The organism is Rhizobium sp. B21/90, from assembly GCF_019355815.1.
Taxonomy (GTDB): Bacteria; Pseudomonadota; Alphaproteobacteria; order Rhizobiales; family Rhizobiaceae; genus Rhizobium; species Rhizobium rhododendri.
The window spans coordinates 900,635-915,544 of the sequence record NZ_CP072163.1; the positions used below are offsets into that span (position 1 = coordinate 900,635).

The following is a 14,910-nucleotide window of genomic DNA, read 5'->3' on the forward strand; positions in this document are numbered from 1 at the left end:
CCTTCGGATCCATATTGCACATGCGAAGAAGAGAATGCCAGCCTGCTCGTCATTTGCTGGCGAACACGCATTTCCGGATCGAACCGGTGACCCCCCAATTGGCATCGACGACCTGCGTCACCGAGAAATCCGCAGCCACCGACATCAGCGAAATTGCCTCGTCCTCCGACAGATTATGCGCCGTCATCAGGAAGCGGCGGAGCTTGCGAAAGGCATCGCGCATGGCGAGATCGAGGCTGGACCGCTTTAAAATTTCCTGTTGGTGATCGGGACCGAGCTCGGACAGATAGTTGGCGTAGCTGAAACCGTAGACCGACCAGACGTCGTCATTCTCCAGCAGCGGATGGTTCAGCCCCTCGAGCACGGTGCCGGGCAGGTCTGCCTTTTTATGCAGGATGAACTCGAACTCTCCCGTCAGCGATATCTCGACCGCGGTGCCGCTCAACTCGCTATCGCCTTGTGAGGCATGGGCATCACCGACGGAGAACAGGCCGCCGGGCACCGCGACCGGATAATACATCCGAGCGCCTGAGGTAATCCGCCAATCGTCCATGTTGCCGCCGGTATAGTTCGGCGGGATCGTGCTGACGAAATCGGCTTCGGCCGGAGCCAGCCCCATCGTGCCGAAATGCAGGCGGGCCGGCACCTTGATACCTGCGAGAACCCCGTCTTTCTTGACAACGGTATTGTGGTCCACCCTGACGCCAGGATAATCGATCGTCGCATGGACAATGCCATCCGGATCGGTCTGCGGCGTCCAAAGGTAGGAGTATACGGCCGAGACGGTGGCGGGCTCCTTCATATCGAGCTCGTAGATCGTCACCACTTCCCGCTGCTTCGGCTCCTCGACCAAATCATTGTACTGAAAGCCCCAGTTTGCCGAGGGGTTGGAGCCGAAATAGCGGCCTTCATAGGCGGGGTTGGCGCTGGGTCGTGGATAGGCATTCAGGATCCGGACTTCGATCACATCGCCGGGCTCTGCACCCTCGATGGCAATCGGACCCGTCAGCAGATGCACGCCGAGGCCTTCGCCGGCGCCATGGGTGAACGGACCCTCGGTAGCGCCGGCGCCACGACGGCCCATGGTCTTCTGCTCGCTCGTCCAGCGAAAAATCTTTTCTGCCTCAGCATCTCCGGCAATCATGCGATCATAGTCGTCATTGGCATGGTGGGTGATGGTTTCGATGGTGGCGCGGTCATGGGATTTCAGCGTCAGCACGGGGGCAAGCGTCTTGCTGAAATAGCCCCAGTGGACGGTGGAAGACGTCGCTGGCAAATGATGGTTCGTCATGGAAGACCTCTTTGAGAATACAGACTGGAAGGCAGGAACCGCAGGTTCACTCGCCTTCCATCTTACTAAGGAAGCGCGCCGTCAGCGGATGCCGGGGCCTGTTCAGTATTTCCTCGGCCGGTCCTTCCTCGACGATGGAGCCGCCGGAGAGAAAGACAACGCGATCTGCGACTTCGGCAGCAAAACGGAGCTGATGGGTGGAGATGATCATCGCCAGGCCGTCTTCGACAGCAAGGCGGCGAATGACTTCGAGCACTTCGTTGACCAGTTCCGGATCGAGTGCCGAAGTCGGTTCGTCCAGCAGAAGGACGGTCGGACCGGGAGCAACGGCGCGGGCAATGGCGACACGCTGTTGCTGGCCGCCGGACAGATGGCGCGGCAGGGCATCGGCTCGGTGTGACAGACCCACTCTCTGCAGCAGCGCTTCGGCCCGACGATTTGCGTCGAGGCGTGAAAGCCGCTGAACCCATTGCAGCGGATCGGCGACATTCTCCCTGGCCGTGAGATGGGCGAACAAATTGAACTGCTGGAACACCATGCCGACACCGACACTGGCCCGCATCTGCGCGATTGCCCGTGGCGACAGGGTCCTGCCGCTTTCATTCAACGCCAGAGACCTTCCCCCGACCTCGATGGAGCCCTCCTCCCAGCCTTCGAGACGGTTGATGCAGCGGAGCAAGGTGCTCTTGCCGGAGCCGCTTGGTCCGAGCAGGGCCACGACTTCGCCGGCCTTGACTGTCAGATTGATGCCGTCGAGAACAACATTCGGGCCATAGGCCTTGTGCAGGCCGCGCACGTCCACCGCGACCTGGTTTCCGGCCAGCCGTGCGGCGCGGGCCTGTCGATCGATGCCGCGCGCCGCCGCCGTCACTTTCGGCGAGGCCGGCGGCAGCGGATCGCGTTCCGCTGCCGGAATATCCGTGCCCACAGCAGCCGGCGTCGCGGTGGTGGCTATCACAGCGCGGCCCGGGGATAGCGCGCGGAAAAACCGTGCTATCTGTTCCTTGGGTTTGGGGCGATCGAGATCCAGAAGCATTTCGACGACAATCTGGATGATCGCAATTGCGCCGGTCAGTATGAGGTACATCAGCCCGGAGGCGCAGAAGATCGAAAAGAAGTCGAACGTTGCAGACGCCAGCTGTGTGCTTCGAAGCGTCAGTTCTTGCACGGAGACGACAGAGGCAAGCGACGAATTCTTCAGCGCGCTGACGGCTTCGTTGCCGAGCGCCGGCACCATTGATCGCATCGCCTGCGGCGCAATCACGCGCCACATGATGGCACCTGGCGTCATGCCCAAGGCCTGCGCGGCACTCACCTGGCCGCGATCGACGCCGATGACATTGGCCCTGATGATTTCGGCGATAAACGGCGCTTCATTGAGAGCAAGGGCAAGGCTGGCTGCCTCGATGGCCGTGAGCTTGATGCCGATCATCGGCAAAACGTTGTAGCAGAAGATCATCTGCAGAATGAGCGGCGTGCCGCGGAAAATGATGGCGTAGGTGCGGGAAAGCAGCGAAAGGGCGCGAAACCGGCTCAATTGCATGCCGGCCAGAAGAAGGCCCATGACCAAGCCGCCGGCGAGACCGAAAACCGTGATCAGGAGAGTGTAGACGATCCCGGTCATGAGGTAGGGCTGGCTGAGATAGTGGAGGAAAAGATCCATGATGGCCTTCGCAATGTCCAGGGAAAAGCGGCCGGGCCAATGAGCCCGGCCGGGAGAAGGTGCATTAGTCGGCCAGAATGAGCGAAGGCGCTTCGATCTGGTCTGCCGGCAGGCTCCACTTCTTCATCAGCTCCAGCTGCAGGCCCGACTTCTGGATCTCCGTCACGGCCGCAACGACTGCATCGCGAAATGCGACATTGTTGCGCGGCACAGCGATGCCGACCGAATAGGGCAGCGTCACTGCGGTGGCCTTGCTGAGCTTGTCCGGATAGGCCTTGACCGCGCCATCGACGGTGTTGGCGTCGTTGATGTAAGTATCGGCACGGCCGGCGAGGATCGCCTGGATGCAATTGTCGTTATTGTCGTAGAGCTGGATTTCAGGCGCCGGCTTGCCGGCAGCCTTGCATTCTGCTTCCAGCGCCTGGATGAGCGGCACCTCGACATAACCGGTGTTTTCAGCCGCGACCGCGCCGCACAGCGAGATATTGATGCCGGTGATCTTCTTCGGATTGTCCTTGGCGACGAGCACGCCGTCGACGACCTTCAGGTAAGTCACGAAGTCGGCGGCCTTGGCACGGTCCTTCGTTGCGTAGATGTCGGAGATGACGATATCAGCCTGGCCGGCCTGGACCGTGGTCAGCAACGCGGCAAAGGTCACCGGCTTGTAAGTCAGCTTGAAGCCGAGGCAATCACCGATGGCTTCGCCAAAATCGACGTCGAAGCCGATATAGGCGTCCGGATTGTTCGGGTCGATCGTCTCGTAGCCGGGCGTATGCGGATTGATGGCATTGACGAGCGTCTTGCCTTTCAGGGCCGGGTATTTGGCTTGCAGATCGGCGCAGGCGGCAGGCGTCGCGGAAGCCGCCTCGGCACCTCCCATTGAAACCAGCGTTGCGCCGGTCACCGTCGCTACAAACAACTGCGCCATGATGCACAGGCCCAGCCATGGCTTCAGTGCCTTGCGGCTCCCATTTTTCAGCTTCATCATTTCCCGCTCCGTTCTTGTGAGTGGTGCAGTGTTCTGCACTCGACGGAGGGAAGCTTAGCGATGTTGCCGATGGGAGCGATTGTCGCAAGCCACACGATTTATTGTAGATTTATGCCGAAAAAATCGCGCCTCTCATGTTGCGCATATTATTTAGGCGATGCATGGCCGCTAATTAGTCGTCCTGACGCCGTTTTACGCTCTTCGAATTTGCGGCTTCAAATCAGCGGGCAGGATGTGCGGGACAGGAGTGAGCCCTGCCCCGCGTCTTCACTGGAGGGACGAATGAGCAGCTAAGCGACCTGCTGCGGCTGTGACCTCTGCTCGGCAAGCTTCCGCGCGGACACGAAATCGACTTTTCCGGAGCCCAGCACCGGGACCACGCCGATGGTGACTTCGGCCGGAACCATCATGTCCATTGCTCCTTTGGACTTCGCGAACGCCGAGAAGGCCGATCGGCTGGCGGCAGGCGCATCTGTCAGCAAGACCAGCCGTTCTCCTTTCTTCTCGTCCGGCAGCGCCGAGACAACGGAAAGGGCGGTGGGCCACAATTCTCCGGCCAGTGCTTCGACAGCCGCCAGGGAAACCATTTCGCCGGCGATCTTTGCAAAGCGCTTGGCGCGGCCGCGGATCCTGACGAAACCGTCGTCGTCGATGGTGACGATATCGCCGGTATCGTGCCAGCCGTCCTTCAGGGGCTCGAGGACACCGGGGTTTTCAGCCCTGAGATAGCCGGCCATGACATTGGCGCCGCGCACGTGAAGACGGCCTCCCTCGTCGATGCCGGGAACAGGCTCCAGTTTCCATTCCATGCCGGGGAGGATTTTACCGACCGTTCCGGAGCGATTGTACATCGGGGTGTTCAGCGAAATCACCGGTGCAGTCTCGGTGACGCCGTAGCCTTCGAGAATCCGGAGCCCGAACTTCTCGGTATACGTCTCGCGGGTCGAAGGCTTCACCGGTTCTGCCCCGGAGAAGATATAGCGAATGGACCGGAAATCGTAGGGATGCGCCGTTCTAGCATAGCCGTTGAGAAAGGTATCGGTGCCGAAGATGATCGTGGCGTTGGAGACGTAGACCAGTTCCGGCACGATCCTGTAGTGCAGCGGCGACGGGTAGAAGAACACCGGTACGCCGGAAATCAGCGGCAGCACGGTTCCCGCCGTCAGCCCGAACGAGTGGAACATAGGCAAGACATTGAAAACCTTGTCGCCCGGGTGGAAGTCGATGCGCGCTGCTGCCTGTGCTGCGTTCGACAGGATATTGCGGTGAGTGAGGACCACGCCCTTCGGCGAGCCCTCAGAGCCCGACGTGAACAGGATAACGGCGTGGTCTTCTGGCGAACGACGGACGAGCGGGCGATATTTGTTGAACAGCCCACGGATTTTTTCGAAGGTTGAAATCGTCGTGCGGAGTTCGTCCAGCCAGACGAACTTTACCTCGCGCTGCATTTCCTCGACGAGGGCGCCGAGCTTGCCCTGGGTTACGAAGGCCCGCGAACAGAGCACGTGCTTGACCTCCGCGGCCTTGCAGGCGGACAAGACATTAGCCGCACCCGCTGTAAAGTTCAGCATGGCCGGAACCTTGCCCGCTGACATGACGCCGAGCAGGGTGGCTGCCGTGCCGTTGGCGTTGGGCAGCATGATGCCCAGCGTAGTTTCATTCGGAAACATGGTCTTGAAGCGCGCACCGAGAACGGCAGCCCCCGTCAAAAGCTTGGAATAGGAAAGCTTTCCAGCTATCGGATCCTCGACCGCCAGCGTCTTTCCGCCCATGGTGATTGCTGTCTGGATGACGCGTTCGATAAGCGTAGCATCCGTATTCGTCGTGCGAAAAATCAGCGTCGACATGATCTGATAGAGCGCCGCACCAGCAGCAACGCGGCGTTTCTTGCCTTTGAGATCAGCGGCGACTTCAAGCTTTACCGGCTCCAGAATGGTCACCTTGACCTTCGGGAAGAGACGGCGGCGGACGTGGTTGTCGTTCATGTAGGAGGCGTAGCTTTTTTCGAGGCCATCGATGCGCACGGGCACGATCATCGCCCCGGTCTTGTCGGCCACCATGGCGGCGCCGTCATAGACCTTCATCAGGCTACCGGTAACGGTCAGCCGACCTTCGGGGAAAATGCCGATCGGGTTGCCGTCCTGAACGACCTTGATGAGCGACCGCGTCGCCATTGGCTTGGTCGGGTCGAGCGGCAGGAACTTGCACATTTTGAGGAATGGCTTCACCCACCACACTTGGGCAATATTGGTATCGATAGCAAAGACAGGTTCCTCCTCGGTGATGGCAAGCGCCAGGGCGCCGTCGAGCAGGCTAACATGGTTCAAGGCGATGATCGGCGCGGGTCCAGCCTTCTTGATGTTCTCCAGCCCTTCGACCTCAAGGCGCATGAAGGCACGGAAGAGGATTGAGATCAAATCCCGAAAAGCGTTGGTGGGCAGCGTTCTAAGCATCACCCAGGCAACGCCGGCGTTGATGATCGACAGCGTCAGGATGATGGCCGGGATCGACATGCCGACCACCTGCAGGAGGGCAACGAGTCCAAGCCCGACGACGATGAACAGCGCGGACAGCACATTTGCAGCCCCTATGACGCGGGCACGGCGATGTTCGTCTGCCCAGCTCTGCATGGCGGCAAAGGTCGGAACAGCGAGGAAGGCACCGCCGATTGCCATGCCGGCAAGATCGATGGCCACGCGGATGGTGTTCGGCCCGGCGAAGAATGCGGAAATCGTCTCGGCCTGGGTTATGGAGGTGAGGCCCCAGAGGTTCCATGCGAGATCGAGGCCGAACAGAGCGATGATCAGCGTGCCGATCGGAGCCGGCAAAAGGACCACGCGGCCGGCCGACATCCAGCCGGCAATAGCGGAGCCGATGGCAATGGAGATTGCAAAGACGCCGAGATAGACCGGAACGATAATTTCCGACCCGCCGAGGATCTCCTTGATCATGACCGGCAGCATCGACATGACGAAGGCGCCGACAAACCAGAACCAGCAGTTCATCAGGGCGGAGCGCCAGATCCGTGTATCGGCGCGCAGTTCGTTGATCAGGCGGATGCTCGAGCGCAGGACATTCCGGTCGACAACCAGATCCGGCGCCTTTGCCCCTGTTGGCGGGATGAGGCGGGCGCAAAACCAGCAAAGCAACGACAGGCCCATCATCATCGGCCCGAACACCCAGACATTATCGCCCTTGGTAAAGGCGAGCGCCGCAACGATGGTGCCGGTCAGGATGGCGATAAAGGTGCCGCCCTCGATCCAGGCGTTGGCCTTGGGCAAATCGTTGCGATGAAGATGATCGGGCAGAATGCCGTACTTGATGGGCCCGAACAGAGCTGAGATGATGCCGAAGCCGAGAAGGGCGATCATCAGGATCGAGATCGAGGAGAACGCAATGCCGACGACCGAGATGGCAGCGACGGCAATCTCCCAGCGTTTCAGAAGCTCCGCCATTTTCGCCTTGTCGTATTTATCCGCCAGTTCGCCGGCAATGGCGGAAAGCAGCAGGAACGGCACGATGAAGATGCCGCCGGCCAGGGTGACCAGCGAGGCCCCCTCTGCCGCCATCTGCACGAGGATCACGAAAACCAGCGTCTGCTTGAGAAAATTGTCGTTGAACGCGGTCAGGAATTGCGTCCAGAAAAGTGGCGCGAATTTCCTTGAGGTCATCAGATTGCGTTGCATGTCGGTACTCCTGGAGATGAGTGGAGAGAGGGCCACAGAGTTGTTACGCAACGGTTTCCGCACCTAACAACTCTGTCGTGTAGTTAACGAAACTAGTTCTCGCCAGACCGGTTGAAATTGACCAGGAGCTTCTCGGTGCGGGCATCCTCGACCTTGCGGATCAGCTTTTCAGCTTCGGAATTGTCGCGGAGGGTCTTGGTGATGTTGACGGTTGTCTGGACCAGCATGACGATACCCATCGTCAGGTATCCCTTCCCCCAGAGATCGAGGGGCATCATGTAAAGCCCGACCGCCAGCATGATGGCAGCAGAAGCGAATGAGACATAAGAAAAGCTGATCCAGCTTGACGAGTGCTTCTGGAAACTGTCGTTCATTGTCGTCGTCCTTTGTCAGTTGATGTTGATTTAAGCGGCGGAGTTCATGCGAGTGCGCAGGCGGCCCAGTACCTCGTCAGCGGAAACACGCAGCGGCGCGCCGCAACCCGCATCCGCGAGTTTTTCGAGGACAGAAGCGGTGTTTCTCGTGCCATCCAATTCCCGCAGGACCGAGGTGGCCATGTCATTCCGCATCTGGCGCTCGCTGAGCCGGGCCAGCGTCTGTTCGGCCTCGTCGAGCGAGGCTGAGCCGACACCATGGATCAGGCTATTGAGTTTTTGCACTTGGCCTGTCGCACGTGTGATGCGCTGGCCGCGCTGCAGTTCCTGCAACCTCGCTTCTGCCGCCCGGACCAGGCTCTTTAATTTGCCGATAGAAGCTGTGAACTGGGCTTCGGCCTTTTCTGATGTATCCCTGTCCGCTTCCAGCTGGATGATCGCCTCGGCCGCTTCCCGGGCCAGCACATCATGCCCCGTTTCAAGAGCCGCCATGGTCCGCGCCTCGAGATCGGCGATCCGCGAGACGACAAGTGCGCGCCGGCTCTTCTCCTGCTCGTTCTGGGCGGTGGCAACCGCCACGGCCCGCCGTGCTGACTGTATGTCGCCTGCCGCATCCCGTATCTGCTGGTCCAGCAACACCGCTGCATTCCGGTCGACGACAGCCTCTTGTGCTTCGAAAAGCCTGCCGCGGATCAAGGTACGAATTTGTTTGATCATTTTCACTCTCCCGTTTATGAACAATGTTCATGAATATCTATGTGACACATACATGAACATTGTTCAAGAATAAAAATGAACGTCGTTCACTTTTACAGAGAGATAGTCGCTTGGCCGGCAAAAGAGAGATGAAGCGCGAGGATTTGAAGGTGCGGCTGATAGAGGCCGCAAGGCGCCGGATCGAAGCGGAAGGGCTTTCAAACCTGAGGGCCCGCGATGTCGCTCTCGATGCAGGCTGCGCGCTCGGTGGTTTATATACGGTCTTCAAGGATCTGGACGACCTGGTCATCCACGTGAACTCCGCGACCTTGCGGATGCTTGAGCAGACTTTGGTCCTTGGCGAAGTCGGGGATCGCTCTCCGACGGACCGGCTGCGCAACTTGGCGCGAGGCTATCTGAAGTTTGCCGTCGCCCATCGCAATCTCTGGAGCGCGCTCTTCGACCATGTTTTTGCCGATGGACGCCTTGCCCCGCAATGGCATCTCGACGAGCACCTGGCCCTGATGGAAGTCATCGCCGAACCGGTTGCCGGACTCCAGACCGGTTTGTCGGCGGAAGAAAGATCGATCCGGGCGAGGACACTCTTCGGCGCCGTTCACGGCGTCATCAGCATCAGCCTGGCAGGCCGCTTCGTCGGCCTCCCACTCGAACGCCTCGAACGCGAGGTCGACCAGTTCGTGCTTACCATCGCAGCGGGAACAATACGGACGAGTTGAATTTCCGAGCGACCCTGCAACTTCGCCGGCAGGCTTCCCACTGTTTGAACACGAGAACAGACGGGCCCGTAGTTTACAACGCTATCCGCCATCGCCCACGCGATTGCCTTTTTGGGGTCGAGCGAAATTGCTAGGATTTCGAGCGACGGGGCGGGCGTAGAGCGTCTATCAGGCGGTGGACCTTGTCAGTCGCGTAGACAATGTCTTCCTGCGGCAGGTGGACTGTGATCTCGACTTCGTTCCAGCGGCCGGCATTTTCCTTGGCGTACCTGACGGCCGCCTTCAGGCCACGGAATTGCACGGCCGTCGCGCCCGGAACCCAGAACTGCACGGAGCAATCGGCCATGGCGTAGTCGTTCAGAACTTTGATCGGGTCCAGAGCCATCGCGGCCTCCTTGTTTTGGCGCCATGATATCGCACGGCTGACCGGCGGCATCCAGCGTGGCGAACGGCATGACTGATCGGCGTCCCGACTTCAAGCTGCGATACACATCTGCGTGGCGCCCGAGATGCTATTTCGCATCCGCAAAGATAGCGCTGACCTTCCAGGGAAACTGCGCCCCCTTGTCCTCGATGTCGTCGACCTTCCAGCCGTCAGCCTGATGAACGAGGCTGTAGTGCAAGGTCACCGGCACACCGTTGATGAACTTGACCAAGACCGTCGCCCTGTCGCCCTTGATGTCCGGCTTGCCGATCTTCAGGTGCTCGGCCTCCCCGTCCTGACCCGCAATGACGGGATCGAAGTCTAGAGACAGCGAATCCCCGGGGTCGGTCTTTGCCGCATCGGCCTTGAACAGACCGTTCAGATGATCCGAAAAGTAGTCCTGGTACCGGGTCACGGAGGCGGGATCGGACGAGCCGACCTTGTCGTCATAGAGCGCCTTCAAAAGCGCCTGCGGTGTTTCGAAACTGCTAGCAAAGGCTGGACCGGCGGCGACGGCAGCAAGAACGGCGAAAACGAAGGCAGGCAGGCGCATGAAGGACTCCTCTCGAGACAGGGAGCAGGCTAACGGAAGAGAAATCCGATATCCAGAGTTCATTCCTGGGTTGCTAACCTGCCGGCGATTGTCGCCCCCCAAAGCCGCGCGGAGTAAAATTCGGACCTTGCTGCATCGCACCCCATACAGCAGGTAAAAATTTACTGATGGAAAAGGCTTCCCATTGCGGTGCCGCAAGCGCAAATATGAATATAATCTTGGGGCAGACTCGGCACTGCGGCGATGCAGTGATAGGCAATCAGTAGAATGGTGACGATCAAGGAAATAGCAAATGCGGTCGGCGTCTCCTCGGCTACGGTTTCCCGCGTCCTGAACTACGATGCGACCTTGTCGATTTCCGCGTCCAAGCGCCAGGCTGTCATCGAAACCGCCGAGGCATTGAACTACGCGACGCCGCGCAGCCGCAACCGGGCAAACGGCCTCAATGGCGCGCAAGCACTGGTCTCCGGTGCGGGGCGGATTGCCCTCGTCCACTTCCTGCGGCCGCCGCAGGAGCTGACAGATCCCTACTATATCGGCGTTCGCCTCGGCATCGAGAACCGCTGTCGCGCGCTGCAGATCGATGTGGTCAAGGTCTACCACGCCGACAGCCTGCCGGATGCCACACTCCTGCGCGAGGCCTCGGGCGTCATCGCCATCGGCCGCCACACCGACGAGGAGGTGGAATGGCTGCGCGAACACAGCCGTACGGTGGTTTTTGCGGACTTTTCGCCGCAGATCGACCTCGAGGACAGTGTCGAGAGCAACATCCAGCTGGCCATGCGCAAGCTGCTTTCGGCACTCCGCGACCGCGGCTACCGGCGCATCGGCTTTATTGGCTGGCTCGAACATATCAACCAGGTCCCCAATCATTTCACCGAGCGGCGCTGCAGGACCTATATCGAGTGGATGAAGCAGCACGACCTTTTCGACCCGGAGCTTTGCGTTACCGAACACCTCACCCCCGACAGTGGCTACACCCTTGCGAAATCCCTGATGCAGATCGCGTCGCCGCCAGACATCATCGTCGCCTGTAACGACAACATGGCCATCGGCGCCTACCGGGCAATGCTGGAACTCGGCCTCAAGATCCCGGACGATGTGGCTATTGCCAGCTTCAACGACATTCCGGTGGCGCAGCTGCTCAATCCGCCGCTGTCGACCGTGCGTATCCCGGCCGAACTGATCGGCGAGACCGCTGTCGACCTGCTGCTGGAGCGGTTTGCCGGCCGCGATATCGTCAAGACGGTGATCTTATCCACAGACATTATCTGGCGGGAAAGCACGCGTTGACGGGCCAAAACGGTGCCGACAAAGGGGCTCTTTGTGCAGCGCAGTAAAAATTTACTGAAAATATTGCTTCTTTTTCTTTTATGAGGAATACTGCGTTTCGGAGACAGGAGGCTTGTCTCGTCAACGTGACTTCTGGGAGGAAGCAATGGATAATTTTCTGCGCGCCCGCGCGCCGCGCATCATCGCTCTGGCTCTGGCCGGCGTCAGCCTTTTGGCGGTTACAGCCGCCGAGGCAAAAGAAATCACCGTCTGGTGCTGGGATCCGAACTTCAACGTCGCAATCATGAAGGAAGCCGGCGCCCGCTACACCAAGACACACCCGGACACCACCTTCAACGTCGTCGACTTTGCCAAGGCTGACGTCGAGCAGAAGCTGCAGACCGGCCTGTCGTCGGGTGCTGGCGGCGGCCTGCCGGATATCGTCCTCATAGAGGACTACGGCGCACAGAAATATCTCCAGTCCTTCCCGGGTGCATTTGCGCCGATGTCTGACAAGGTCGACTACAAGGCGTTCGCCCCCTACAAGGTCGAACTGATGACGGTCGACGGCAAGGTCTACGGCATGCCGTTCGATTCCGGCGTCACCGGCCTCTACTATCGCAAGGACTATCTGGAAGCCGCTGGCTTCAAGGCAGAAGATCTCAACAACATCACCTGGGACCGTTTCATCGAGATCGGCAAGCAGGTCGAAGCCAAGACCGGCAAGAAAATGATGGGCACCGACCCGAACGACGCCGGTCTCGTCCGCATCCTGATGCAGTCGGCTGGTGGCTGGTATTTCGACAAGGATGGCAACCCCAACATCCTCAACAATCCGGCGCTCAAGGCATCGCTTGAAACCTTCGGCAAGATCATGGCCTCGGGCATTGCCAAGCAGGCTGTCGGCTGGTCGAACTACGTCAACACGTTCACCTCGGGCGATGTTGCCTCGACAGTGACCGGGGTGTGGATTACCGGCACAATCAAGGCCCAGAAGGACCAGTCCGGCAAATGGGGTGTTGCCCCGATCCCGGCATTGAACGTCGAGGGCGCAACGCATGCATCGAACCTCGGTGGTTCCAGCTGGTACGTTCTGTCTGCGTCCAAGCAGAAGGACGAGGCGATCGACTTCCTCAATGCGGAATACGCAAAGGACATCGATTTCTACCAGAAGATCCTGACCGATCGTGGCGCTGTCGGCTCACTGACGGCCGCCCGCACCGGTGCTGCCTATGAACAGGCCGACGCGTTCTTCGGCGGCCAGAAGGTGTGGCAGAGCTTTGCCGATTGGCTGGCCAAGGTTCCCCCGGTCAATTACGGCATCTACACAAACGAAGTCGATGCGGCTGTAACGGCGCAGATCCCGGCGATTGCCAAGGGCGGTTCCGTCGACGAAGCGCTGAAGGCCATCGACGCCCAGGCAAAGACCCAGATCCAGTAGGACTTCCTCCCCGAAGGGGCGGCTTTCGAGCCGCCCCCATCTCTTTCTGCAGCTTCGAGGGCGATCGATGGCTTCTGCGCGTCCCAGCGGCGTTCGCCGCTTCTATAATGTCAACGGATGGCTCTTCATTGCCCCGGCGCTGGTGCTGATCGGCCTGTTCATGGTCTATCCGATCCTCTGGTCGCTGTTCATGTCGTCCCAGTCCGGCCGCGGAGCGATGGTAAAATTCGTCGGTTTCGGCAATATCGTCCGCCTCGCCAACGATCCGGTCTTCCTGCACGCGCTGACCAATACGGTGACGTTCTTCATCATCCAGGTTCCCATCATGATCCTGCTGGCCCTGTCGCTGGCGGCCGTGCTGAACATGCCGAAGCTCGTCGGACGGGGCCTGTTCCGTACCGCGATCTTCTTGCCGTGCGTCACCTCGCTGGTGGCCTATTCCGCGCTTTTCAAAGGGATGTTCGCCGAGCAGGGCGTGGTCAACAGCACGCTGGAGGCCATCGGCATCATCGCGTCGCCGATCCCGTGGCTGACCGACGGTTTCTGGGCCAAGGTGCTGATCATTCTTGCCATCACCTGGCGGTGGACCGGCTACAACATGATTTTCTACCTCTCCGCCATGCAGAACATCGACAAGTCAATCTATGAGGCGGCGCGCATCGACGGAATCAATGCCTGGGGACGGTTCGTCTACATCACCATCCCGCTGCTGAAGCCGGTTATCCTGTTCACCTCAGTAATCTCGACCATCGGCACGCTGCAGCTGTTCGATGAGGTGATGAACATCACCCAGGGCGGTCCTTCGGATTCGACGCTGACCCTGTCGCTCTACATCTACAACCTGACCTTCAAGTTCATACCGAACCTCGGCTATGCCGCGACGGTCTCCTACGTCATCGTCGTGCTGGTGGCGATGCTGGCCTTCGTGCAGTTCTACGCGGCACGGGAGAAAGACCAATGAGCGGCGATCGTTTCAAGGCACTCGCCATCCAGGTTTTCACCTATGGCTTCATCGGCGTCATGTCGTTCATCTCGGTCTTCCCGTTTCTCTGGATGATCATTAGCACCAGCAATTCTTCGATCGACATCGTCAAGGGTAGCGTGACCATTGGTTCGGCTTTCTGGATCAACGTGCAGGGCTTCTTCTCGCAAGTCGACGTGCCGTTGATCTTCTGGAACTCGGCCAAGATCGCCATCCTCAGCACCGTGCTGACGCTCGCCATCTCTTCCTGTGCCGGCTATGGCTTCGAGATGTTCAAGTCAAAGGCTCGCGAGCGGGTCTACAGCGCCATCCTCCTGACGCTGATGATCCCGTTTGCCGCCCTTATGATCCCGCTCTTCGTGCTGATGGGCCATGCCGGTCTTATCAACAGCCATATCGCTGTTCTTCTGCCGACAATCAGCTCAGCCTTCATCATCTTCTATTTCCGCCAGAGCACGAAGGCCTTTCCGTCCGAACTGCGCGATGCCGCCAAGGTCGACGGGCTGAAGGAATGGCAGATCTTCCTGTTCATCTACGTGCCGGTGATGCGCTCGACCTATGCGGCCGCCTTCATCATCGTCTTCATGACGGCGTGGAACAACTATCTCTGGCCGCTGATCGTGCTGCAGTCGAACGACACCAAGACCATCACGCTGGTCGTCTCGTCACTGGCTTCCGCCTACTACCCCGATTTCGGTGTCGTCATGGTCGGCACCGTGCTTGCGACGCTGCCCACGCTCGTCGTCTTCTTTCTCATGCAACGTCAATTCGTCCAGGGCATGCTGGGCTCCGTCAAATAGGAA

Annotated in this window: 13 protein-coding genes; 5 read left to right on the forward strand and 8 right to left on the reverse strand. The window is 59.5% G+C overall.

Going from position 1 to position 14,910, the window contains the following annotated elements; all coding sequences use genetic code 11:
- Positions 1 to 49: 49 nt before the first annotated feature.
- The 6 genes from J5278_RS22280 to J5278_RS22305 form a co-directional block, all read right to left on the reverse strand.
- Entirely contained in the window at positions 50 to 1,291 is a 1,242-nt protein-coding gene (locus J5278_RS22280) for an acetamidase/formamidase family protein (RefSeq protein ID WP_209186407.1), read from the reverse strand.
- 46 nt (positions 1,292 to 1,337) lie between these two features.
- Positions 1,338 to 2,954, reverse strand: coding sequence for an ABC transporter permease subunit (locus J5278_RS22285; protein WP_143123147.1), 1,617 nt, complete (start codon positions 2,952 to 2,954; stop codon positions 1,338 to 1,340).
- A gap of 64 nt (positions 2,955 to 3,018) precedes the next feature.
- Complete coding sequence (locus tag J5278_RS22290; protein ID WP_161990976.1) at positions 3,019 to 3,882, reverse strand: ABC transporter substrate-binding protein; 864 nt, start codon at positions 3,880 to 3,882, stop codon at positions 3,019 to 3,021.
- Positions 3,883 to 4,232: 350 nt separating this feature from the next.
- A complete protein-coding gene (locus J5278_RS22295) occupies positions 4,233 to 7,628 on the reverse strand; it encodes an acyl-[ACP]--phospholipid O-acyltransferase (protein ID WP_219258349.1) in 3,396 nt (1,131 codons plus the stop codon).
- Between the two features lie 92 nt (positions 7,629 to 7,720).
- Positions 7,721 to 8,002 carry a YiaA/YiaB family inner membrane protein gene (locus J5278_RS22300; RefSeq protein ID WP_142830901.1) on the reverse strand — a complete coding sequence of 94 codons (282 nt, stop codon included), beginning with the start codon at positions 8,000 to 8,002 and terminating at the stop codon, positions 7,721 to 7,723.
- Positions 8,003 to 8,032: 30 nt separating this feature from the next.
- Entirely contained in the window at positions 8,033 to 8,719 is a 687-nt protein-coding gene (locus J5278_RS22305; RefSeq protein WP_142830900.1) for a PspA/IM30 family protein, read from the reverse strand.
- A gap of 110 nt (positions 8,720 to 8,829) precedes the next feature.
- Between J5278_RS22305 and J5278_RS22310 the strand changes: the two genes are divergently transcribed.
- On the forward strand, positions 8,830 to 9,435 hold the full coding sequence (locus tag J5278_RS22310; RefSeq protein WP_142830898.1) for a TetR/AcrR family transcriptional regulator: 606 nt from the start codon (positions 8,830 to 8,832) through the stop codon (positions 9,433 to 9,435).
- Positions 9,436 to 9,565: 130 nt separating this feature from the next.
- Here the strand turns inward: J5278_RS22310 and J5278_RS22315 are convergent, their stop codons facing one another.
- Complete coding sequence (locus J5278_RS22315) at positions 9,566 to 9,820, reverse strand: hypothetical protein (RefSeq protein ID WP_142830897.1); 255 nt, start codon at positions 9,818 to 9,820, stop codon at positions 9,566 to 9,568.
- Positions 9,821 to 9,947: 127 nt separating this feature from the next.
- The gene (locus tag J5278_RS22320) at positions 9,948 to 10,412 is read right to left on the reverse strand and encodes a DUF3828 domain-containing protein (RefSeq protein ID WP_219258350.1); all 465 of its coding nucleotides are present in this window, start codon (positions 10,410 to 10,412) and stop codon (positions 9,948 to 9,950) included.
- 267 nt (positions 10,413 to 10,679) lie between these two features.
- Between J5278_RS22320 and J5278_RS22325 the strand changes: the two genes are divergently transcribed.
- The 4 genes from J5278_RS22325 to J5278_RS22340 all read left to right on the forward strand — a co-directional run bounded on the left by J5278_RS22325 (position 10,680) and on the right by J5278_RS22340 (position 14,907).
- The gene (locus tag J5278_RS22325; protein WP_143123151.1) at positions 10,680 to 11,705 is read left to right on the forward strand and encodes a LacI family DNA-binding transcriptional regulator; all 1,026 of its coding nucleotides are present in this window, start codon (positions 10,680 to 10,682) and stop codon (positions 11,703 to 11,705) included.
- 145 nt (positions 11,706 to 11,850) lie between these two features.
- Positions 11,851 to 13,125, forward strand: coding sequence for a sugar ABC transporter substrate-binding protein (locus tag J5278_RS22330; RefSeq protein WP_142830891.1), 1,275 nt, complete (start codon positions 11,851 to 11,853; stop codon positions 13,123 to 13,125).
- A gap of 67 nt (positions 13,126 to 13,192) precedes the next feature.
- On the forward strand, positions 13,193 to 14,086 hold the full coding sequence (locus J5278_RS22335; RefSeq protein ID WP_142830889.1) for a carbohydrate ABC transporter permease: 894 nt from the start codon (positions 13,193 to 13,195) through the stop codon (positions 14,084 to 14,086).
- A complete protein-coding gene (locus tag J5278_RS22340) occupies positions 14,083 to 14,907 on the forward strand; it encodes a carbohydrate ABC transporter permease (RefSeq protein WP_219258351.1) in 825 nt (274 codons plus the stop codon). The genes J5278_RS22335 and J5278_RS22340 overlap by 4 nt, the downstream gene beginning before the upstream one ends.
- Positions 14,908 to 14,910: the final 3 nt, after the last annotated feature.